Source organism: Erwinia artemisiae (genome assembly GCF_051400835.1).
In the GTDB taxonomy this organism is placed as follows: Bacteria; Pseudomonadota; Gammaproteobacteria; order Enterobacterales; family Enterobacteriaceae; genus Erwinia; species Erwinia aeris.
Window position 1 is genome coordinate 619126 of record NZ_JBLFFM010000002.1, and the last position, 20751, is coordinate 639876.

Annotated in this window: 21 protein-coding genes; 8 read left to right on the forward strand and 13 right to left on the reverse strand. The window is 58.6% G+C overall.

The window, feature by feature from the left end; all coding sequences use genetic code 11:
- Window positions 1–100 precede the first annotated feature (100 nt).
- Genes ACMGEE_RS07580 through phoB form a run of 3 tightly spaced genes read right to left on the reverse strand, consistent with a single transcriptional unit; the run spans window position 101 to window position 3067 of the window.
- Window positions 101–1024: a PstS family phosphate ABC transporter substrate-binding protein gene (locus ACMGEE_RS07580; protein ID WP_253455089.1), complete on the reverse strand. Its 924-nt coding sequence runs from the start codon at window positions 1022–1024 to the stop codon at window positions 101–103.
- Window positions 1025–1040: 16 nt separating this feature from the next.
- Window positions 1041–2354 (reverse strand): phosphate regulon sensor histidine kinase PhoR, encoded by a 1314-nt coding sequence (phoR, locus tag ACMGEE_RS07585; RefSeq protein WP_253455091.1) that lies wholly within the window; start codon window positions 2352–2354, stop codon window positions 1041–1043.
- Window positions 2355–2377: 23 nt separating this feature from the next.
- The gene (gene phoB / locus ACMGEE_RS07590) at window positions 2378–3067 is read right to left on the reverse strand and encodes a phosphate response regulator transcription factor PhoB (RefSeq protein WP_125288383.1); all 690 of its coding nucleotides are present in this window, start codon (window positions 3065–3067) and stop codon (window positions 2378–2380) included.
- 198 nt (window positions 3068–3265) lie between these two features.
- Between phoB and sbcD the strand changes: the two genes are divergently transcribed.
- A complete protein-coding gene (gene sbcD / locus ACMGEE_RS07595; protein ID WP_253455092.1) occupies window positions 3266–4474 on the forward strand; it encodes an exonuclease subunit SbcD in 1209 nt (402 codons plus the stop codon).
- Window positions 4471–8139 carry an SbcC/MukB-like Walker B domain-containing protein gene (locus tag ACMGEE_RS07600; protein ID WP_436829855.1) on the forward strand — a complete coding sequence of 1223 codons (3669 nt, stop codon included), beginning with the start codon at window positions 4471–4473 and terminating at the stop codon, window positions 8137–8139. Before sbcD ends, ACMGEE_RS07600 begins: the two co-directional genes overlap by 4 nt.
- Here ACMGEE_RS07600 and ACMGEE_RS07605 read toward each other — a convergent pair.
- Window positions 8112–9068 carry a LysR family transcriptional regulator gene (locus ACMGEE_RS07605; RefSeq protein ID WP_301252292.1) on the reverse strand — a complete coding sequence of 319 codons (957 nt, stop codon included), beginning with the start codon at window positions 9066–9068 and terminating at the stop codon, window positions 8112–8114. The genes ACMGEE_RS07600 and ACMGEE_RS07605 overlap by 28 nt on opposite strands.
- A 98-nt stretch (window positions 9069–9166) precedes the next feature.
- Between ACMGEE_RS07605 and ACMGEE_RS07610 the strand changes: the two genes are divergently transcribed.
- Window positions 9167–9601 (forward strand): DMT family transporter, encoded by a 435-nt coding sequence (locus ACMGEE_RS07610; RefSeq protein WP_253455097.1) that lies wholly within the window; start codon window positions 9167–9169, stop codon window positions 9599–9601.
- Window positions 9602–9608: 7 nt separating this feature from the next.
- Window positions 9609–10079, forward strand: coding sequence for a DMT family transporter (locus ACMGEE_RS07615; protein ID WP_253461091.1), 471 nt, complete (start codon window positions 9609–9611; stop codon window positions 10077–10079).
- Window positions 10080–10278: 199 nt separating this feature from the next.
- On the opposite strand, the gene ACMGEE_RS07620 is transcribed toward ACMGEE_RS07615, so the two are convergent.
- From ACMGEE_RS07620 to ACMGEE_RS07630, 3 genes are read right to left on the reverse strand one after another with little or no spacing between them, the layout of a single operon-like run.
- Complete coding sequence (locus tag ACMGEE_RS07620) at window positions 10279–10926, reverse strand: DUF799 domain-containing protein (RefSeq protein WP_301252291.1); 648 nt, start codon at window positions 10924–10926, stop codon at window positions 10279–10281.
- Entirely contained in the window at window positions 10926–11279 is a 354-nt protein-coding gene (locus tag ACMGEE_RS07625) for a DUF4810 domain-containing protein (RefSeq protein ID WP_253455101.1), read from the reverse strand. Before ACMGEE_RS07625 ends, ACMGEE_RS07620 begins: the two co-directional genes overlap by 1 nt.
- Window positions 11280–11290: 11 nt before the next feature.
- Window positions 11291–11968 carry a CsgG/HfaB family protein gene (locus ACMGEE_RS07630; RefSeq protein ID WP_253455103.1) on the reverse strand — a complete coding sequence of 226 codons (678 nt, stop codon included), beginning with the start codon at window positions 11966–11968 and terminating at the stop codon, window positions 11291–11293.
- A 238-nt stretch (window positions 11969–12206) separates the two neighbouring features.
- Between ACMGEE_RS07630 and ACMGEE_RS07635 the strand changes: the two genes are divergently transcribed.
- Window positions 12207–12608, forward strand: coding sequence for a cell envelope integrity TolA C-terminal domain-containing protein (locus ACMGEE_RS07635; protein ID WP_253455104.1), 402 nt, complete (start codon window positions 12207–12209; stop codon window positions 12606–12608).
- A gap of 36 nt (window positions 12609–12644) precedes the next feature.
- Here ACMGEE_RS07635 and qhpR read toward each other — a convergent pair whose 3' ends face one another.
- Together qhpR and ACMGEE_RS07645 are read right to left on the reverse strand one after the other, a co-directional pair.
- Entirely contained in the window at window positions 12645–13697 is a 1053-nt protein-coding gene (gene qhpR / locus ACMGEE_RS07640) for an AraC-like transcriptional regulator QhpR (protein ID WP_253455105.1), read from the reverse strand.
- A 62-nt stretch (window positions 13698–13759) separates the two neighbouring features.
- Window positions 13760–14764, reverse strand: a complete 1005-nt coding sequence (locus tag ACMGEE_RS07645; protein ID WP_301252332.1) for a phosphotransferase enzyme family protein — start codon at window positions 14762–14764, stop codon at window positions 13760–13762.
- Window positions 14765–14982: 218 nt separating this feature from the next.
- Between ACMGEE_RS07645 and eat the strand changes: the two genes are divergently transcribed.
- The gene (gene eat, locus ACMGEE_RS07650) at window positions 14983–16347 is read left to right on the forward strand and encodes an ethanolamine permease (RefSeq protein WP_436829856.1); all 1365 of its coding nucleotides are present in this window, start codon (window positions 14983–14985) and stop codon (window positions 16345–16347) included.
- 92 nt (window positions 16348–16439) lie between these two features.
- Entirely contained in the window at window positions 16440–17351 is a 912-nt protein-coding gene (gene rdgC, locus ACMGEE_RS07655) for a recombination-associated protein RdgC (protein ID WP_253455107.1), read from the forward strand.
- A 98-nt stretch (window positions 17352–17449) separates the two neighbouring features.
- On the opposite strand, the gene ppnP is transcribed toward rdgC, so the two are convergent.
- The 4 genes from ppnP to aroL all read right to left on the reverse strand — a co-directional run bounded on the left by ppnP (window position 17450) and on the right by aroL (window position 19720).
- The gene (gene ppnP / locus ACMGEE_RS07660; RefSeq protein WP_253455108.1) at window positions 17450–17740 is read right to left on the reverse strand and encodes a pyrimidine/purine nucleoside phosphorylase; all 291 of its coding nucleotides are present in this window, start codon (window positions 17738–17740) and stop codon (window positions 17450–17452) included.
- Window positions 17741–17784: 44 nt separating this feature from the next.
- Window positions 17785–18492, reverse strand: coding sequence for an AroM family protein (locus ACMGEE_RS07665; RefSeq protein WP_436829857.1), 708 nt, complete (start codon window positions 18490–18492; stop codon window positions 17785–17787).
- Window positions 18493–18874: 382 nt separating this feature from the next.
- Entirely contained in the window at window positions 18875–19066 is a 192-nt protein-coding gene (locus ACMGEE_RS07670; protein WP_125288368.1) for a YaiA family protein, read from the reverse strand.
- A gap of 129 nt (window positions 19067–19195) precedes the next feature.
- On the reverse strand, window positions 19196–19720 hold the full coding sequence (aroL, locus tag ACMGEE_RS07675; protein ID WP_253455110.1) for a shikimate kinase AroL: 525 nt from the start codon (window positions 19718–19720) through the stop codon (window positions 19196–19198).
- A gap of 298 nt (window positions 19721–20018) precedes the next feature.
- Between aroL and ACMGEE_RS07680 the strand changes: the two genes are divergently transcribed.
- Window positions 20019–20729, forward strand: coding sequence for a DUF2076 domain-containing protein (locus ACMGEE_RS07680; RefSeq protein WP_436829858.1), 711 nt, complete (start codon window positions 20019–20021; stop codon window positions 20727–20729).
- Window positions 20730–20751 lie beyond the last annotated feature (22 nt).

The window sequence follows — 20751 nt, forward strand, 5'->3', positions numbered from 1 at the left end:
CTGGATGTCTAAATGGCTGAATGCAAGAATGTCATGAGAAAGATTCAGCGGCAAACGAGGAAATTTCATTACCCATGAAAAAAATTCATGTTGATGGTGCTTACCCCTCCACCATTGCTCTGGCCTTTTTTAGCTGGTCGTCAGACAGCGGCAGATAGCCCGCCTGGGTGACCAGCGCCTGGCCCTGCGCCGACAGCGCCTGCCGTAAAAAAGCCTTTGTCAGCGGCTCCAGCGGCTGGCCTGGCGCTTTGTTGACATAGATATAGAGCGGACGCGCGTAGGGATAGCGGCCGCTGCGAATATTCTCTACCGAAGGCGCAATCTCGCGATCGCCGTCAAGGGCGACCGGCAGCGTTTTTACCCCGGTCATATGCGCGCCCATGCTGGCGTAGCCGATACCGTTCAGCGTGCTTGCCACCGCCTGGATCACCGCAGCGGAACCGGGATATTCGCCCACGTCGTTACGAAAATCGCCGTTGCACAGCGCCTGCTGGCGGAAGAACCCCCAGGTGCCGGAAGCGGAATTGCGGCCAAAGCGCTGCACAGGCCGCTGCGCCCATTGCTGCTGCTTAAGCTGAAGATCGCCCCAGTTGCGTACGGCAAACGTCGCGCCGCAGCGGCGGGTTACGGAGAAAATAGCGTCGAGCTGCTGAGCGTTGATGCCCTGTAGCGGATTATCCTGATTGACCACCACCACCAGCGCGTCCATCGCCACCGGCACGGCCAGCGGCGCATAGCCGTAGCGGTTCTCGAACAGCTGGCGCTCCACCGCCTGCATGGGGCGACTCATCGCGCCAAGCTGTGCGGCGCCCGCCGCCAGCGCGGTCGGCGCCGTCGACGATCCCGCAGCCTGAATCTGTACGTTAACGCCCGGATAGTGGCGGTTAAAGCTCTCCCCCCACAGCGCCATCAGCGTGCCGAGCGTATCCGAACCCACGCTGCTGAGGTTGCCCGCCAGCATCCCTTCGTTCGCGCCTGTTGCCGTGCCGCACAGCAGCAGCAGCGCCAAAAACCACTTTTTCATTTTTTTATCCGCCAGCTCAGTGAACCGCATTCTGAGCCAGTTCGTTGTTGACGATCAACCTTGCAGGCAGCGAGAAGCAGAAACAGGTTTCTTTACCCGGCTGGCTGGTAATTTCCAGACGGGCATGGTGATGGCTGAGCGCGTGTTTGACGATAGCCAGCCCTAGCCCGCTGCCGCCGGTCTGCCGCGAGCGCGCCTTATCGACGCGATAAAAACGTTCGGTCAGGCGAGGAATATGCTCGGCGGCGATGCCCGGCCCGTTGTCGCAGACCTTAAACTGCGCGCCGTGCGACGTCTTTTGCCAGCTGACGGTGATGCGCGTGCCGTCCGGCGTATGGTTGACGGCGTTATAGACGAGATTGGAAATGGCGCTGCGCAGCTGCTCATCGTTACCGAATACCCGCAGCTGCGGATCGGCGGAAAAGTGGATTTCGTGCCGCCCCTGGCTGAGCGTTTCCGCCTCGCGCTGGAGCAGCCGCAGCATCAGCGGCACATCGACTTTTTCCTGCAAATCAAGCGCGGGCGCGGCTTCGATCCGCGACAGCGTCAGCAGCTGTTTAACCAGGGCATCCATGCGGCGGGTTTGTTCCTGCATGGTATGCAGCGCCTTATTGCGCGACGGGCCTTCCAGCACCGCGTCGCTCATCATCTCCAGGTAGCCCTGAAGCACGGTAAGCGGCGTGCGCAGCTCATGGCTGACGTTGGCGAAAAAGTTGCGCCGCGCGCCTTCCAGCTGATGCATTTGCGTCACGTCGCGCGCCACCAGCAGCCACTGGCCTTCGCTATAGGGCATCACGCGGAACTCAAGATGGCGATGGCTGTTCAGCACCAGCGTCAGCGGCCGCGAGAAATCTCGCTGGCGCAGATAGAGGGTAAATTCAGGATAGCGCAGCAGGTTTAAGATATTTTGGCCGTTGTCTTCCGGCCAGCGCAGCCCCAGCAGCTGCTGCGCCAGACCGTTGCACCAGAAAATCGTGCCCTCTTCCGTGGTCAGCACCAGCGCATCCGGCAAGGATTCCGCGCCGCTGCGAAAGCGTTTAATCAGATGGCCCAGCTCCCGCCGACGACGACGGTTGCGTGCCTGCATCTGGTAAAGGCCGTAAAAAAGCGGTTCCCAGCTGCCGCGTCCGGTTGGCGGGGTGATGCTGCGATCGATCCACAGCCAGTGGGAAAGACGAAGCAGGTTAGCAAAATGCCAGCCCAGCACGGCCAGTACGGCCAGCAGCAGCCACCACGGCAGCCCGCCGACCAGCAGACCGACAATCAGCGCTGGCAGGCAGGCGAGCAGCAGCTCAAGCAGCAATCTCTTCCAGGAGAGGCGTTCCAGCACGATGAAAACTCCAGTGGGGACAATCAGTAACGCGCAGAGAAGCGGTAACCCGTTCCGCGCACTGTCTGCACCATACGATCGTGCCCGGTCAGTTCAAGTGCCTTACGCAGACGGCGAATATGCACGTCTACAGTACGATCTTCCACGTACACGTTAGTGCCCCAGACGTTATTAAGCAACTGCTCGCGGCTGTAGACGCGCTCGGGGTGCGTCATAAAGAAATGCAGCAGCTTATATTCCGTCGGCCCCATCTCCAGCGGCTGCGTTGCCGACATCACGCGGTGCGAGGAGGGATCCAGGCTCAGGCCCTGAATTTCAATCACCTCTTCCACCGCCATGGGCGAAATACGGCGCATCACCGCTTTGATGCGGGCCACCAGCTCTTTGGGCGAAAAAGGCTTGATAATATAGTCGTCCGCGCCCACTTCCAGCCCGCGCACGCGGTCTTCCTCTTCGCCGCGCGCGGTCAGCATCATCACCGGAATATCGCGGGTCATCGCCTCGCGCTTCAGATGGCGGATAAACTGAATACCGGTGCCGCCGGGCAGCATCCAGTCCAGCAGGATCAAATCGGGCCACGGCTCAATCAACAGATTAATGGCGCTGTCATAATCTTCCGCTTCTATCGGCTGATAGTCATTTTGCTCCAGCACAAAACACAACATCTCACGGATTGGGGCTTCATCTTCGACCACCAGAATGCGCTTAGCCATTATTGCTCCTGCGTTTGTGACGGAATGTCACTGGATATGCGGCGTCATTATGCGTCAGATTTATGACACTTTTATGAAAAAAGCGCCGGCTAATCATCAGTTTTATAACACTTTCAGCAGGATGGAAATGCGTAGCTGAGGTTTTTTGGCCAGGCGTTTATAATCGGCGTTTCGCTTACCTGACACTGAAGGGACGCTATGCGACTTATTCATACCGCCGACTGGCATCTGGGCCAGTTTTTTTACACCAAAAGCCGGGCGCCGGAGCATGACGCTTTTCTGACATGGCTGGTCGGACAGGTTGAGCAACATCAGGTCGATGCCGTGATCGTCGCGGGCGACGTGTTTGATACCGGCTCGCCGCCCAGCTACGCGCGCGAGCTGTACAATCGCTTTGTGGTCAGGCTGCATCAGACCGGCTGCCAGCTGATTATTCTGGCGGGCAACCACGACTCCGTCGCCATGCTGAACGAATCGCGCGAGCTGCTGGCCTGTCTGAATACGCGGGTGATTGCCGCCGCCAGCGAGGATCCGGCCGATCAGGTGCTGATGCTGAACCAGCGGGACGGTCAGCCCGGCGCGGTGCTCTGCGCTATTCCATTTTTACGTCCACGCGATATTACCGTCAGCAAAGCGGGTCAGTCGGGACGGGAAAAACAGCAGACGCTGCTGGAAGCGATTACTCACCACTATCAGCGCAGCTACGCGGCAGCGGTGCAAATACGCGGCGAGCTGCCGCTGCCCATTATTGCCACCGGCCATCTGACCACAATGGGCGTCACCAAAAGCGACGCCGTACGCGACATCTATATCGGCACGCTGGACGCTTTTCCCGCCCAGGCCTTTCCCCCTGCGGATTATATCGCGCTGGGCCATATTCACCGCGCGCAGCGCATCGCCGATACGGATCATATTCGCTACAGCGGCTCGCCCATTCCGCTCAGCTTTGACGAGCTGGGACGCGATAAAAGCGTGTTCCTGGTCGATTTCGCCGACGGCCAGCTACAGCAGGTCATGCCGCTGACGGTGCCGCTCTTTCAGCCCATGCAGATGATTAAAGGCTCGCTGGAAGAGATCGAGCGCCAGCTGCGCGAGATCCAGCCGCCGGAAACGGGGCAGAAAGTCTGGCTGGATATCGAAATCGCCACGCAAACCTGGCTCAACGACCTCCAGCGGCGTATCCAGGAACTGACGGAAAGCCTGCCGGTCGAGGTGGTGCTGCTGCGCCGCAGCCGCGAGCAGCGCGACAGCATTATCAGCCGGCAGAACAACGAAACCCTGAGCGAGCTGAGTGTGGAGGAAGTCTTTCAGCGCCGTCTGGCCGCCGAAGAAGAAGAGCCGGAGCGCATCGCGCGCGCCACGCTGCTGTTCAGCCAGACGCTGGCGGACATGGAGGAGCCATCATGAAGATCCTGACGCTAAGGTTTAAAAACCTCAACTCGTTGAAAGGCGAATGGAAAATTGACTTTACCGCCGAACCGTTCGCCAGCAACGGGCTGTTCGCCATTACCGGCCCGACCGGCGCGGGCAAAACCACGCTGCTGGATGCCATCTGCCTGGCGCTTTATCACGAAACGTCGCGGCTGGGTAAGCTGTCGCAGTCACAGAACGACCTGATGACGCGGGATACCTCAGAATGCCTGGCCGAGGTGGAGTTTGAAGTAAAAGGCGTCGCCTGGCGGGCGTTCTGGAGCCAGAACCGCGCACGCGGTGCCGTAGACGGCAATCTTCAGGCACCGCGCGTCGAGCTGGCCCGCTGCGACAATAACAAAATCGTCGCCGACAAGGTAAAAGACAAGCTGGAGATGCTGACCGAGCTGACCGGGCTGGATTTTGAGCGCTTCACCAAGTCGATGATGCTCTCGCAGGGACAGTTTGCCGCCTTTCTTAACGCCGACGCCAACAGCCGCGCCGAGCTGCTGGAGGAGCTGACCGGCACGGAAATCTACGGTCGCCTTTCCGCCAGCGTTTTTGAGCGGCATAAAAACGCCCGTGGCGCGCTGGAGAATCTGCGGGCGCAGGCCGCCGGGATGGCGCTGCTGGATAATGAACAGGTTCAACAACTTACGTTACAGTCAGCCCGGCTGCTGGCAGAGGAGCAGGCGCTCACTTCGCAGCTTCAGCATCGGCAGCAGCTGCTGCACTGGCACCAGCAGTACCAGACGGCGCTACAGGCAAAAGAAGCGGCCGTCGCCGGGCAGCAGGAGGTGGAAGCGGCCTGGCAGGAAGCGATGCCGCAGCTGAACCGGCTGCAACAGGCCGAACCGGCGGAAAAGCTGCGGCCTCAGTGGCTGCTGCGCAATCAGCATCGGCAGGATCGGCTCGCGCTCGCTGAGCAGCAGCAGCACATCAATACGCAGCGCCAGCAGGCTCAACAGCAGCTGGACGAGCTGGCCGACGAGCTGAAAAAGGCGGAGGCGGCCCGGCAGCAGCACGAAAACGACAGGCAGCAGCAGGAGACGCTGATCGCCGAACAGCTGCTGCCGCTGGATAACCGTATCGACACGCTGGCCCAACAGAACCAGGCGCTGGAAAAAGAAGTAAGCGATTACCAACTTCATCTTAACGCGCGCCAGGCCGCGCTGCATCAGGCCCAAAACCAGCACAAGGAAAACGCGGCCCGCCAGCAGGAGCAGCAGCGCTGGCAGCAGCAGCACGCCCATTTTGCCCACTGGGGAGAATCGCTGCCGCTGTGGCGCGCGCGCTTCGAACAGCGGCAGCAAAGCGAACAGGCGCTGGCCGCGCTGCGCCAGCGTATCCACGAACAGCAGCAGGCGGTCAGCCGACTACGGCAGCAGATTGCCCAGGCGGAACAGCAGGCGCAGCCGCAGCAGGCTCAGCTTGAAGCGCAGCAAAAACAGGTCGCGGAAGCCGAAGCGGCGTTAACCAGCCAGCGGCAGCAGCGTTCCGAAGAGCAGCTACAGGCCTCGCTGACCAGGCTACAGCAGCAGCGGCCGCAGCGGCAACGCCTGGCGCTGATCGCCTCGCAGTGGCCGCCGCTGATGCAGCGAAGCCAAAGCCAGCACAACGATCGCACCGCGTTGCAGCAGCAGCTCCAGCAGGCGCAGGCCGATCTGCAAAACCTGCGCAGCGGCTGGAAAGAGAAGCGGCAGCATTTGCAGGACCTGGAAAAACGCTGCGAGCTGGAGCAGCGCATCGCCGATCTGGAGCAGTATCGCGCCCGGCTGGAGCCGGAACAGCCCTGCCCGCTGTGCGGCTCCTGCCAGCATCCCGCCGTCGCCGACTATCAGGCGCTTGAGCTTTCTGAAAACCAGCAGCGCCTTGCCGCCTTAAGGCTGGAAGTCGACCAGCTGAAGGATCGCGGCACCGCCAGAGGCGAACAGGTGAAAAGCCTGCAGGCGCAGCTGGAAAAGCTGCAGCGTGAGCTGACGGAAAGCGACAGCGAAGCGGCGCGCCTGCGCGAACAGTGGCAGAGCACGGCGCAGGCGCTGGGCCTGAGCGCTTCGCCGGACGATCTGCAACAGACCAGCGACTGGCTGACCGCTCAGGAACGCCAGGAAAGCGAAACGCAGACGCAGCTGCTGGATTTGCAGCAGCGCGCCCGCCAGCTTCAGCAGCAGAAAGATCGGCTGGCGGAAATGCAGAAAGCGCTCAGCGAGATGAAGCAGCATCAGGAGCTGGCAGGTCAGCAACTGCTTACTTCTGTCAGAACGCAGGAAGAGCTGGAGCAGTCGCTCGCCCAGCAGCAGCAGCAGGCGCAGCAGCAGCATGACAGCCTGCGCGCTGCGCTGGCCGAACGGGATCTGATGCTGCCGCCGGCGGAGGAAACCGAAAACTGGCTGCATGAACGACAGAAAGAGTGGGATGCGTGGAACACTGTTGCGCAGTCGCTGACGGCTTCGGCTTCGCAGCTGACCGCGCTGGCCGCGCAGCAGCAGGCGTTGCAGGAAGAGATCGCGCGTGAACAGGCGCAGCTGATCCAGCGCGAGCAGCGCAGCCAGGCCGGTCAACAGGCGCTGGCCGTCCTGCGCGACCAGCGGCGACAGCTGTTTGGCGACAAGGTGGCGGCCGAGGTGCAGCAGCAGCTGCGCGCGCTGTCGCAGCAGCATCTTGAGCGCGGCCAGCAGCTACAGCAGCAGTGGCAGCAGCAGCAGAACCAGTTAAATACCCTGACCGGACAGCATAATTCGCTGGACGAGCAGCTGACCGTGCTGACGCACAGGCTGGAACAGGCGCAGCAGGCCTTTAGCGCGGCGCTGGAAGCCAGCGACTTCAGCAGCGAGGCGGCCTTTACGGCGGCGCTGCTGGATGAAAATCGGCTGCGGCAGCTGCAGGCGCTACAGAAAACGCACGAGCAGCGACGCCAGCAGGCAGCGATCCTGCTGGCTCAGGCAGAAAAAACCCTGACGGCGCTGCCGGAAAAGCCGCAGGATCTGCCGGAAGATCCTTCTGCGCTGCACGCCGCCGTGGAGAGCCTCTCGCAACAGCTGAAAGAAAACGCCCGTCAGCAGGGCGAGACGCGACAGCAGCTCAGCAGTGATGCGGATCGCCGCGAACAGCAAAAAAACCTGCTGGCGACCATTGAGCAGGAAACGCGCCAGGTTGAAGACTGGAGCTATCTCAATCAGCTTATCGGCTCGAAGGAAGGCGATAAGTTCCGCAAATTCGCCCAGGGCCTGACGCTGGATCATCTTGTCTGGCTGGCGAACAACCAGCTAAACCGCCTGCACGGCCGCTATTTGCTCCAGCGCAAATCGCAGGAGGCGCTGGAGCTGCAGGTCGTGGATACCTGGCAGGCGGACGCGCTGCGCGATACGCGCACCCTTTCCGGCGGCGAAAGTTTTCTGGTGAGCCTGGCGCTGGCGCTGGCGCTCTCGGATCTGGTCAGCCATAAAACGCAGATCGAATCGCTGTTTCTGGACGAAGGCTTCGGTACGCTGGATGCCGCCACCCTGGACGGCGCGCTGGATGCGCTGGATGCGCTGAACGCCAGCGGTAAAACCATTGGCGTAATCAGCCATGTGGAAGCGATGAAAGAGCGTATCCCGGTGCAGATCAAGGTGCGCAAAATCAACGGACTGGGTTACAGCCGACTGGAAGTGCCGGGCTGAATCTGCCAGTAAAGCGGCGAGCCGAAAGCCTCAACAAAATGGTCGATGACCGCCCTGACGTTAAGAGGAGGATGCCGCGTATGGGGGTAAATCGCAGCGATATGCTGCGGCTCGGTAGTGATAGCGGCAGCAAAATCCGGCAGCAGCCTGACCAGCTCGCCCGTTTGCAGTCTGTCGCCGATCAGCCAGTCCGGGTAGAGCAGCAGCCCCATGCCCCCCAGCGCGGCGACCAGCAGCGTTTCCGCATGGTTTGACGCCAGCAGCGGCGACACGGGATAGTGGATCCACTCCCTGCCCGGCTGGCGGAAAAACCAGCGGTTCGGGCCGGACGAACCGCGGTAAACCAGACAGCGGTGGCGATGCAGTTCGTCGGGATGGACAAGCGCGCCATGCTTACGCACATACTCAGGCGAAGCGGCCAGATAATAGTATTGCGTGCCGAATACGCGGGCGTGAAAAGAAGAATCGGTCAGCGCGCCGATACGAAAGATCACATCAGCCGGTTCTTTATGCGGATCGATATAGTCATCGGTTTGCATCATCTCGATGGTCAGCTGCGGATAGCGTTCGGCTAATGCCGCGAGGCCAGGCGCGACGTGCCGCTGGCCAAAGTAGATTGGCGCGTTAATCCGTACCAGACCAGAAGGCGCCAGCGTTCTTTCGTGCAGCGTTCTGCGCGCCTCCTCCATATTGCCGGTTATGCCGCGCGCATAATCGATAAATAGCCGCCCGCTTTCCGTGGGCGCTATCGCGCGGGTATTGCGATAAAAAAGCTGCTGGCCCAGCGAATCCTCCAGCTGATGGATCACGCGCGACACCTGAGAGGCGGAGATGCCCTCACGTCTGGCTACCGCCGAGAAGTTTTGCGCATCGTAAACCGCAATAAAGAGTTTTATCGCGCGCAGATTGACCGATTCCAGACCCGGCATTAATGCATTTCCTGCAAAAGTGTTTACCGCACTATAGCATTTCTATCATCTCTCGACCGCTGTAACCTTCCGCGCCTGATTAACGGGGAAATTTTGCTATGCAACTTTTATTGATTGTCTTGGTTATTGCCGGCGGTATGGGCCTGTCCGTAGAGGCAGGCCTGTTAGGGCCGCTGGGCGGAGAAGTGGGCGACCTGTGGGCAACCTTCAGTATTTTCGGTGTTGGCGCCGCGCTGACCTTTCTGCTGATGCTTTTTTTCAGCCCGCGCAACAGCCCGTCGTTTTTTGCCCAGCCCGGCTGGCAGCTGCTGGGCGGCGTACTGGGGCCGATTTACGTGGTTATCCTTACCGTTGCCACGCCGACCATCGGCGTCGCGATGACCATGATCGGCATTCTTGCCGGGCAGGTGTTTAAAAGCCTGATCATCGATCACTTCGGCCTGCTGGGCACGCCGCAAAGAAAAACGGACGGCAAGCGCCTGATCGCGCTGCTATTTATTGTCGTCGCGCTGGTATTGGTGGCAAGGGGATAAAACAATGATAACGATTTTGATGATTATTCTGGCAGTGGCTGGCGGCGCGATGCTGAGCATTCAGGCCGCGATCAACGGCCAGTTGGGCAGTAAAGTGGGCGTGTTCCGCTGCGCCTTTCTGACGTTTTCCGTCGGCGCGCTGATTACGGCTCTGCTGATCTTTTTCTTTGAACCGAAGCAGGCGGTCAGCCTGCTTGACGTGCCGAAGTGGCAGCTGCTGGGCGCGCTGTGCGGCGTTCCCTACATTGTGATTATGGTGCTGGCGGTACAGCGTATCGGGACGGCGGTCGCCACGGTGGCGGTGATCTTCGGCCAGCTAGCGATGAGTATGCTGATTGATAATTTTGGCTGGCTGGGCAACGCGGCCGTGTCGTTTTCGGCCAGTCGTCTGGGCGCCATTGTTTGTCTCGGCATCGCCCTGTTCTTTATCTACGCCAGCAACCGCAGTAAAAACGCGGCGGCCGTCGGGCGCGACTGACTAACGCCCTGCAACGTGAAAAAGCAACGGCCCGGCACGCGTGAATGCGAGCCGGGCCGTTTTGCCTTCGCCAAACGGTAAACCATCAGATTTTACCGTTTTACTTAGCCAGACGGTGAACCATCAAATTTCACCGTTTTGCTTAACCAGACGGCAAACCATCAAATTTCACCGTTTTACTTAGCCAGACGGTAAACCGTCAGATCTTCCCGGCCTTAGCGCGCGGGCCTGGCAGAAGCGCACCGTCGTCGCCAGCCGTCAGCAGGCGGGCGCTGGTAATGGCCGCGACATCATGGGCTTTATCCGAGACGTTGCTGGCGATCTGGTGCACGGCGGCGGCGATCAGCATCCCCAGCGCGGACTGATTGTTATTGCTGCTCTCATTATCGGAGGCCGTCGCCGACCCGCTCCAGATCTGCTTGCCGCTGCGTAAATCCACCAGTTTTGCCGAAGCGGTCACGCGCGTTTCGCTGTCCACGATCAGGTATTTAGTGCCGTAGGTGTTGATATCAATATACAGCGCCGCGTCGGCGTTAAAAATATCGTGCAGCTTAGTGGTGGAAACGCTGCGAATATCCGTGGCGTTGTTCAGACCGTTCTGCTTAAAGGTTTCCTCAACCACCGCCACGGGGAAAACGTAATAGCCGGATTCCGCCAGCGGCTGGGTGACCAGCGAAGTAAGGCTGTGCGCCGCCGCGATATCCGTTGTGTGGTTTTCCGCAGGCAGTACCAGAATGGAAGCGGGCTTGCTGGCGCGAAACGCGCTGTAGTCATGCGGCGTTTTTTTTGCACAGCCGGTCAGCGTGATAACGGCCAGCAGAGCGGTAAAGGCGAAAAGCTTTTTCATTATTTTGCTCCCTGCTTATTACGCATCAGGAAATCCATATAAGAAGCGGACTCAGGAAAAGCCGTTTTCTCGGCGGTAAACTGTTGGAAAGCTAAATCGGGCTGGCCAGCGTTAACATAAAGTAATCCCAGCTGCGCGTGCAGGCCCGGTGCCACCGGTTTATTTTTGGCTTTCGCCTCTTCAATCACTTTATTCAGCGTAGCGATTTCTTTTTCCGGCGCGCTGCCGTTTTGATAAAAGCTGTAAAGCGAATTCTGGTAGTCGCCCCAGTAATAGATATTTTCTTTTTTCTGCGCGCAGGCGGTTAACAGCAGTGCCGTGGCAACCGCTGCGGTATATTTTATTACTCGCATTTTTTTCTCCGTTATTTAACCGGACGCCACGCGCCTGATTCCAGACCGCTGACCAGATGATTTACCGCTTCGCGTACCGCCAGGTCCATGACCTTGCCATTAAGCGTGGAGTCGTAGCTGGCGGTGCCGCCAAAGCCGATGACTTCGCGGTTGGAGAGTGCGTATTCGCCCGCGCCCTGCACGGAGTAGACCACTTCTGAGGTCGCCACGTCGACAACGTTCAGGTTGACCTTTGCATAGGCTACCTGCGTTTTGCCGCGGCCCAGGATGCCCCACAGCTGCTGATCGCCGACTTCTTTACGACCGAATTCGGTAATATCGCCGGTGATAACGTAATCCGCGCCTTTAATCGTTTGAGTACTGTGCTTATAGCCCGCTTCGTTTTTCAGCTCATCAAGGTTGGCACGATCCAGCACGTTAAAACGACCGGTTTGTTGCAGATGAGTAATAAGAATGGTTTTAGACTGATTGCCCAGGCGATCCACGCCGTCAGAGAAAATACCGTTCATATAAGAAGAGCGGTTATCGAATTTGCCAATGGCTATCGGGCTTTTTGCGCCCTGATATACCGGCTGGCTGGCGGCAGCTACCTGCGGCGCTTCAATAGCTCGGGAGGATTCGGTGGCGCAGCCGCTAAGCAGCGCGCAGCTTAATAAAGAAAAAGCAACAAGGTTATAACGATATTTCATTCTTTTCTTTTCCATGAATAAAAAAATACATCCAGCGTCCGCGCGCAGAATACAATAATGATGCAGAAAAACACAGGAAATAATAGCGTTTGACGAACAAGCGGTATTTTACTGCCTGGCCACGACAGGGAAATAATCTGTAAATGGCCCAGGATCGCCGGAATAACCTGTCAGCCTGAGGCTAACAGGCTAAACTATCGGCTTACATCAGAAAACCTTTAGTAATCATGGGAAAAAAATGCCATCGGGAATGATTAAAAGCGGACTGACGCTGCTGGCGCTGCTGCTGACGGCCTGCCACTCTCCGCCAGAAGAGCCGCGTCCTGTACCGGCCACGCCGCAGGAGATGCAGGCATGGGCGGATAAAGTCTGTAGCGGCCGCACGGAGAATAACTGTCGCTATTTTGCTGAGATGCAGTACGGCATTCAGCGCAATTTTTACAATGCGCATCGCTATCATGGACGCACCTGTACCGTCACCGTCACCTGGCGCCAGAACGGCCGCTACGGCGTACAGAGCACCCGGGGCGATGAACAGCTCTGCCTGAAAGCATGGGGCGTGATCGGCAGCGCGGAAAACCTGCCGCCGCCGCCGCCTTCGCTGCCGACCTCAATGGTTATCGAGCTGAAGCCTGACTAGCTGGCCGGCTTCAATGGCTATCGAGCTTAAGCCGGACTAGCTGGCCTGCCGCCACTGGCGCGGGCTGACGCCAAACCAGCGCCGAAAAGCGCGCGAAAAGGCGCTGACTTCTGAATAGCCCAGCAGCAGCGCCATTTCGGACACCGGCAGCTGCCGCTGCTGTAAATACCAGGTCGCCAGCTCGCAGCGCACCTTGTCCACCAGCGCGGTAAAGCTCAGGTTCTCTTCGCGCAGGCGGCGCTGGAGCGACCAGCTCGACATGCCCATTTTTTCTGCCACCTCGGGCAGCGCCGGCTCGCCCTGCATCAGCATCAGACGCACCTGCGAACGCGCCCGATCGACCACGCTCTGGCGCGGCGTCGCGCTGTTCAGACGCCGGATCGCGTCCTGCATCACCAGCAGCAGCATCGGATCGCTTTCAGGCATCGCGCGCGCCAGATCTTTTTTAGGGATGATCATGGCATTACAGGGCTGTTCAAACCAAACCGGTGCGTCAAAGACTTTGCAGTGCTCATGCCACTGCTCGGGGCGGGGATGTTCAAAGTGCACTTCTCTTGGCGCCCAGTGCCTGCCGGCAACGTGACGGATCAGGTTCATAAACATGCCCATCGTCAGCTCGGCGTCCTGCCTGCGGCATAAAATCGCGCCGTGGCGTACCTGGTAGTCCAGTCGCCAGCAGTCGCCTTTGTCGGTCAGCCGCGTCAGGGTATCGTGCTGATGCCACGGAAAAGCGTTGACGACGTTGTGCAGCGCCTGCTCCAGCGTGGCGGAGCAAAGCCCGACATAGCCAATCAGGCCTAATGACTGCGGTTTAAACTGCCTGCCGTAGTGCAAACCGAAGTTATCAAACCCTGAGCAGCGCGCCGCTTCCTCCATTACCCGGCAGTAGTTAACCAGCCCCAGGCTCAGCGTCGGGCTGGCGAGCTGCTCCGGATCGATGCCGCTGACGCCGAAAATGCGGTCGACGTCGCCGCCTTTTTCCGTGATAAATTCACCGAGGCCGCTGGCAGCGGCGGCCAGCACGCCATGGTTACAGCCAGCATTCAGCACCGCTGCCATCTCAGGCCGTTTGATCGCTCCGCTTTCCATTATTTATCGCCTCGCTGCAGAAAACACTCTGCTTACTCAGCAATTTCTATACCAGCTGGCGGCTAAGCGCCCACCGGTAGCTCGCTGGTTTCCAGGTAGCGATGGCAGAGGCGCACCGAATGATCGGCCCACAGCGGCCCCAGGCTCAGCGCCATCGCGGTCTGCGCGTGCGAGCCGACCCAGGCCAGCAGCTGTATACGGCGCTGGATAAGCAGCGTCGGCACCAGCGCCAGCTCCGCATCGCTGATATGCGCCACCTGCTCATAGCCTTTGATCCAGTTGTCCACCCATTGCGCTGCACGAGGATGGTGCTCCACAAAGCTGATGGCTGCCGCAAGATCGTGCAGATACCAGCCCATGCCGCAGTCGTCGAAGTCAATCACCCGCGTTTCGCCTTTATGCCGCAGCAAATTGGTCAGGCGCAGATCGGCATGGATCAGGCCATAGCGGGAAGGATCTTTGCCGAATCGGGCCAGCTCTTCGCCAGCGCGGGTAATGGCCTGCTCCACCACGCCGCGATCGTCACGCCGCAAGCCCGGCGCGTCTCGCCAGTCGCCCCAGTGGCTTTGCGGGCTGACCATGGTCTGATGATCCCAGATGATGCGCTGGAAACCCGCCGGTTTTTGCCAGCTTTTGCTGTGCTGATGCAGCCGCGCGGTGATTTGGCCAAGATCCTGGAACGCGCGGGGATCGACGTCGGTGTCCGGCATCTCGCCTTCGATCCAGTCGAACAGCACCGCGTGGCGCAGGCTGCCGTCCGCCAGCCGCAAATCCTGAACGGTCTGCCCTTCCCGATCGGCAAGCGCCTGCGGCACCACGATACCCGTTTCGCGCAGCGCATCCAGCCAGCGCAGCTCGCTGAGGATATCGGCGCGCTGATGATAATTGCCGCGATGCAGGCGCAGCGCATAGCGTTTTCCGGCGGCCTCCAGCAGAAAGGTAGCGTTCTCCGAGCGGCAAAGCAGGCTGAGTTTGCCCTGTAAAGCGGCCGGATAGCGGCTCAGAGCGCGGTGGGCAAGCGCCAGCAGCGCGGCATTGGTCAGGTCGTCATATTGGCTGGTCATCAGTGTGGCTCCCGAAAGAAGTTGATACGGCCTGAACCAGCATGGCGTGACGCTTCCTCAATCGCTTGACCGCAGGTAACCCTCTTTTGACTTTAGCGTACAGCGGGCACTTTTTTTGCTTGTGAGTTGACAGCAGAGCGCAAAAATCCTTATGCCCGCGTCAAGTTTCCCCGGGACGACGGCTGCATTATCAATCAACACTTACTGGCGGGAACAGCGATATGACAAGCAAGCTAAAGCCTACTCTGGGCACGATACATTTGTGGGGCATTGCGGTAGGCCTGGTCATTTCCGGCGAATATTTCGGCTGGAGCTACGGCTGGGGCGTGGCGGGCACCATGGGTTTTCTGGTGACGACCGCCCTGATTGCCCTTATGTACACCTGCTTTATCTTCAGCTTTACCGAATTGACCACGGCGCTTCCGCACGCGGGCGGCCCTTTCGCCTACAGCCGCCGCGCCTTTGGCGAAACCGGCGGGCTGATCGCCGGTATGGCGACGCTGATTGAGTTTGTCTTCGCTCCCCCGGCCATTGCCATGGCGATCGGCGCTTACCTTAACGTGCAGTATCCGGGATTGAATCCCAAATATGCCGCGGTCGGCGCTTACCTGATTTTTATGACGCTGAATATCCTGGGCGTCAGGCTGGCGGCCATGTTTGAACTGGTGGTGACGGTGCTGGCGGTGATCGAGCTGCTGGTCTTTATGGGCGTGGTCGCACCGGGCTTCAGCCTGAGCAATTTTACCGCGCACGGCTGGGCGGGCAGCGAAAGCTTCGGCCTGCCCGCCGTCTCCGGCATTTTTGCCGCTATCCCTTTTGCCATCTGGTTTTTTCTGGCCATTGAAGGCGCGGCGATGGCGGCCGAAGAGGCCCGCGATCCCAAACGCACCATCCCTAAGGCCTATATCGCCGGGATCCTGACGCTGGTGGTGCTGGCGATTGGCGTGATGCTGCTGGCGGGCGGCGCGGGCGACTGGCGCAGGCTTTCGGACATCAACGACCCGCTGCCGCAGGCCATGAAAATGATTGTCGGCGAGCACTCTAACTGGATGCATATGCTGGTCTGGATCGGTCTTTTTGGCCTGGTCGCCAGCTTCCACGGCATTATTCTCGGCTATTCGCGCCAGTTCTTCGCGCTTTCTCGCGCGGGCTACCTGCCCGCCGGGCTGGCGAAGCTTTCCCGTTTTCAGACGCCGCACCGCGCTATTATCGCCGGCGGCGTGATTGGTATCGCCGCCATTTTTAGCGACGGCTGGATCAATCTTCAGGGCATGACGCTGACGGCGGCGATGATCACCATGGCGGTGTTTGGTGCCATCGTAATGTACCTGATGAGTATGTTAAGCCTGTTCCGTCTGCGGCGTAGCGCGCCGGATCTGGCACGCAGTTTCCGCGCGCCGGGCTACCCTGTTGTGCCCGGCATCGCGCTGCTGCTGGCGCTGGTCTGCCTGGTGGCGATGCTGTGGTTTAACCCGGTTATTGGCGGGCTGTTTGCGCTGTTAATGGCCGCTGGCTACGGCTATTTCCTGCTGACCAAAGCCCAGCGCGCCAGCGCGCCGCGCGATGCGATGCTGGTCGGAGAATAACGACAAAAGGCAATGAAACCCCGTCGCCGATTCGCTATCATGCGCGCTGACTTTGAATGAGCGCGCATGACGCGCCGGAGAGGGAAAGTACAATGCTGTGGTTTAAAAATTTGATGGTATATCGTCTGAATCGCGAGATCCCGCTGGCGGCAGACGAAATGGAAAAACAACTTGAGGCATTCTCTTTCACTCCCTGCGGCAGTCAGGACATGGCGAAAACCGGCTGGGTTGCGCCGATGGGATCCAAAAGCGATGCGCTGACCCACGTCAATAACGGACAGATCCTGATCTGCGCCCGCAAAGAGGAGAAAATCCTGCCGTCGCCAGTGATCAAACAGGCGCTGGAAGCGAAAATCAGCAAGCTGGAAGCGGAGCAGCAGCGCAAGCTGAAGAAAACGGAAAAGGATTCGTTAAAGGATGAAGTGCTGCACAGCCTGCTGCCGCGCGCCTTCAGCCGCTTCAGCCAGACCTTTGTCTGGATCGACACCGTTAACAACATGATTATGGTCGACTGCGCCAGCGCCAAAAAAGCGGAAGATACGCTGGCCCTGCTGCGTAAAAGCCTGGGGTCGCTGCCGGTGGTACCGCTAACGCTGGAAAGCCCGATTGAGCTGACGCTGACCGAATGGGTTCGCTCCGGCGATACGCCGGCGGGCTTTGCGCTGATGGATGAAGCGGAGCTGAAAGCGCTGCTGGAAGACGGCGGCGTGATTCGCTGTAAAAAGCAGGATCTGGTGTGCGATGAAATCGCTAATCATATCGAAGCGGGCAAGCTGGTAACGAAGCTGGCGCTGGACTGGCAGGAACGCGTGCAGCTGGTGCTGTCGGACGACGGATCGTTGAAACGCCTGAAGTTCGCCGATACGCTGCGTGAGCAGAATGACGACATCGACAGGGAAGACGTGGCGGCACGCTTTGATGCCGACTTTATCCTGATGACCGGCGAGCTGTCTGCACTGATAGCCAATACTATCGAAGCGCTGGGCGGCGAAGCGCAGCGTTAAGCAAAGCACGGAGGCCGGATGCCCGGCCTCTCTGCATCACGCTTTCAGATACCAGCAAAGCCAGGAAACACGAAGGCCGGATGCCCGGCCTCTCTGCATCACGCTTTCAGGTAACGGCAAAGGTAGGAAGAAGGTTCGGCTACCTGCAGGTGAAACTCGCTGTGGCCCGGCACGTTGAAAACCTGGCCCGGATCGTAGTGACGCCATTCGGTTTCGCCCGGCAGCAGCACTTTAAACGAGCCGCTGACCACGGTCATCTCTTCCGGATCGCCGGTGCTAAAAGTATACTCCCCTTCCGCCATCACGCCGACGCTGGCGCGCCCTGTGCTGGCGCTGTCAAACCCGATCGATTTCACTTTTCCTTCGAAGTACTCGCTGACGTTGAGCATGGCACTATCCTTTATCAGAGATGAAAACGGGCGGCCCGTAATCGTTACGCTACCAGCTCTGCGGCCAGTCCGGCCAGCAGCACGTTGGAGAGCAGTACAGGGATACCCAGCAGTTTTTGTAAGAAATCACGATGACGCTGCTGATAGCCCAGGCAGTCCAGCACCACAACATCGGCGCCCTGCTCCTGAAGCTGTAGCGCGGCATCAATCAGCTCGTCGTCGTGCTTTACCCAGGGATTAGCTACGGCAAAGCAAGGCCTTGAAGACAGACTTTGCCACTTATAGCCCTGCTCGCCCAGATATTCTTTTCGCGCCACCATGACGCCGACCTGATGGCCGTCGGTAATGGCGTTAACCAACGGCGGCAGCATACGGTACGCATCCAGCAGAACAGCGCTGCTGGTCTTAAGGTTTTTGTACTCGCCTGCGCAAAGAACCAGAATATTTTCAAATCCTTCCGCTTCCAGCTTGTTGATCAACTTTTGCAGGGATGCCTCGACCTTCGCGGCAGAGAGAATGACGAAAGAGCCATCCTCCATGTGCGTCATCGTCACCTTTTCGCCCGCTACCGGCCCATAACGCTGTTCGATGTCGGCCGCTGAAAGGCCGTCAAGCAATCCGAAGTGTGCGATATTCTCTTCAGGCAGGTGTTCCAGCAGCAGAGGCAGCAGATCTCTGCGAGGCGCCTTTCCTAAGGTTAAGGTAGCCAGTTTGTGGGTATTGCTTTCTGCCTCATGAAACACGTCGGACATAAAACTTCCGGAAAACAGGATATCAGTTCCGGAAAAAGACGACGGATTTGGATGGGAAAGCGGAGTGGTGAAGATCTCGGTCAATGGTCTGTCCAGTTAAAGGCAATGGAAGCGTCAGGCTTATAAACGTGCAGCGAAAATATGACGCCAGTCGCTTTCGGTCAAGCCCGGATCCCATGATACAAATATCAATACACAGCAAATTATGTTGGTAATTTGTCTTCTGCCGCAAAATTATTTTTTGCTTGAGCCAGACAGCTTGCTGTCGCAACAACAGCGGTCGTTTTGGCAGAAGATTCGCCTGAATTACAGGTGGTAGCGCTTACATTTTAACCACGCCTTGCTGTGCCCCGGTGTTTTACGGCGTCCATGCCGTCATACGTTACTCTTTTTCGATATCTTCATAACGAGCTTTAGCGTCGACCGCTTCCTGCTCGCTTTGGTGCTCACTGATTAGCGTATCCGGCTTAGGATGATCGGCACGAAGTTCGTACCAGGTGACACAATTTTCTTCCGTTCCTTTTTTTATCGGAACAATATGCGCTTCACGAGGATAGGGCGGTCTGCCAGGCATATCTTTTCCCTCCTTAAAGTATTACCGAGCTGGCCGGGATTTACCGCGCGGCCAGCTTCCGTACTTCAAGTATAGACAAAGGCTGATAATTCTCTGTCCGCTCTGCGCAACTTGGGAAAAATCGTAGGTTTAACTGGCGCGAGCCAGCGCCAGCGCGCTAATAATTTCCTCAACCACGACCTCAGGTTGCTGCATGGCATCGATAATATAGTGGGCCGCCTCATGATAAAGCTTATCGCGGGCGGCCAGCACGTCGACCATTTCATCAGCAATAGGTCGGCCCGTTAACGTGGGCCGCTGCGCCTGTTCCGGATAGGCTTCCAGCCTGGCGGCCAGTACGGCGGCATCGGCTTTCAGATAGATAACCTGGCCGTGCTCGCGCATAAACTGCCGGTTTTCCGCTGCCAGCACCATGCCGCCGCCGGTAGCAATAACCGTGCGATCGGCCGTTACCGCCTGTAAAGAAAGCGACTCGCGCTGCCGGAAGCCCTGCCATCCTTCAGCCGCAACAATTTCCGTGACGGTCAGTCCGGTGGTCTGCTGCAGATGTTTGTCCGTATCGCTGAAGGCGTAGCCCAGCGCCAGCGCCAATGCCTGGCCAACCGTGGTTTTTCCGCAGCCGCGCGCGCCGATAAGATAGAGGGGTAAGGACATGGCGAAAAATTCCTCAGCCTTGTTTACTGGCCGCTTAGCAGCAACCGGCAGTGAATAATGAGAGGCAGGCATCATACCGAGAATTCTTGTTTGTCACCAGCAGTCACTTTTTCTTTACACCCATTGCACGACAGAAACAGCACATCCCTTTGATATAAAGCAAAAATAGCATGTAAACCTCCCGTTACAGCCATTTTAGCCTGGCGGTAAGCCCGGCAACATTTCCTTACCCGAACCTCGTTTACTTTCCCCGGTTCTGCCCCAAAATAAAGGGACAGCCCGTTAATGAGGATCTCTTATGCAGAGCGAAGAACAAAAGTTAATTGAAAGCCTGTTTGGCCGACTGAAACAGGCTGAAACCCAGTCCGGCCCGCGTGATGCCGCCGCAGAAAAACTGATCCAGCAACAGCTTCAGCAGCAGCCTGGCGCGCCTTATTACATGGCGCAGGCGATCCTGATCCAGGAAGCGGCCCTGAAACAGCTGAACAATCGGGTGAGCGAATTAGAGGCGAAGCTGGCGGCCCAGCCGCAGCAAAGCAGCGGCGGCTTTCTTTCCGGCCTGTTTGGCGGCGGCCGCCAGCAGCAGCAGCAGCAGCAGCAGCAATCCTACAACGCGCCACAGCAGCAGTCTGCCTGGGGCAATGCACCACAGCAGCAGCAGCAGCCGTGGAATAACGCGCAGCAGCCCTATTCTGCGCCCGCGGCGCCTTCGGCTGGCCGAGGCTTTTTAGGCGGCGCGCTACAGACGGCGGTCGGCGTGGCGGGCGGCGTAGTGATGGCGGATATGCTGACCAGCATGTTCCACCACTCGCAGCCGGAAGAGATCGTAAACATTATTAACGAACCGGCGCTGCCGCAGGAAAGTTTCGACAATAATCTGGATACGTTTAACAACGGCACCGACGCCCCCTTCCTGAATCAGGATGCCGGACTGCCGCAGGATTACGCCAGCGACTACGATAATGATTTCGACAACGGCGGTTTTGACGACGACGACAGCTTTGTCTGAATAAGGTCGAGGCTGGTTGCAT